The organism is Bacillaceae bacterium S4-13-56 (assembly GCA_040191315.1).
Taxonomy (GTDB): Bacteria; Bacillota; Bacilli; order Bacillales; family JAWJLM01; genus JAWJLM01.
Genome location: JAWJLM010000188.1, coordinates 1 through 530 on the forward strand (window position 1 = coordinate 1; position 530 = coordinate 530).

At 49.8% G+C, this 530-nt stretch carries 4 tRNA genes; all 4 read right to left on the bottom strand.

Annotated elements, in window-relative coordinates:
• Positions 1-88: 88 nt before the first annotated feature.
• Positions 89-163: transfer RNA gene (locus tag RZN25_18590), tRNA-Gln, on the bottom strand.
• A 9-nt stretch (positions 164-172) separates the two neighbouring features.
• Positions 173-256, bottom strand: a tRNA-Tyr gene (locus RZN25_18595).
• A gap of 50 nt (positions 257-306) precedes the next feature.
• A tRNA-Thr gene (locus RZN25_18600) sits at positions 307-382 on the bottom strand.
• A 1-nt stretch (position 383) separates the two neighbouring features.
• Positions 384-459, bottom strand: a tRNA-Val gene (locus RZN25_18605).
• Positions 460-530 lie beyond the last annotated feature (71 nt).

The following is a 530-nucleotide window of genomic DNA, read 5'->3' on the forward strand; positions in this document are numbered from 1 at the left end:
TTTGTGCTTCGGGGTTACTCGTAGATTATTCGGTGGAAGCATACGCTCCTCATAATACCTCAGAGAAGTTTATTCAAGAGGTTAGGTATGGCTGGGGTAGCAGGATTCGAACCTACGCATGACGGAAGCAAAATCCGTTGCCTTACCACTTGGCTATACCCCAATATGGAAATGGTGGAGGGGGTAGGATTCGAACCTACGAACCCGAAGGAACGGATTTACAGTCCGTCGCGTTTAGCCACTTCGCTACCCCTCCAAAAAAATAGTATACTTTTTAAGTACACACTTTCATTCATTTTAAAAAAATGGTGCCGGCCAGAGGACTTGAACCCCCAACCTACTGATTACAAGTCAGTTGCTCTACCAATTGAGCTAGGCCGGCATGGTGGAGGATGCAGGGCTCGAACCTGCGACCCCCTGCTTGTAAGGCAGGTGCTCTCCCAGCTGAGCTAATCCTCCAATGGTGACCCGTACGGGATTCGAACCCGTGTTACCGCCGTGAAAGGGCGGTGTCTTAACCGCTTGACCAA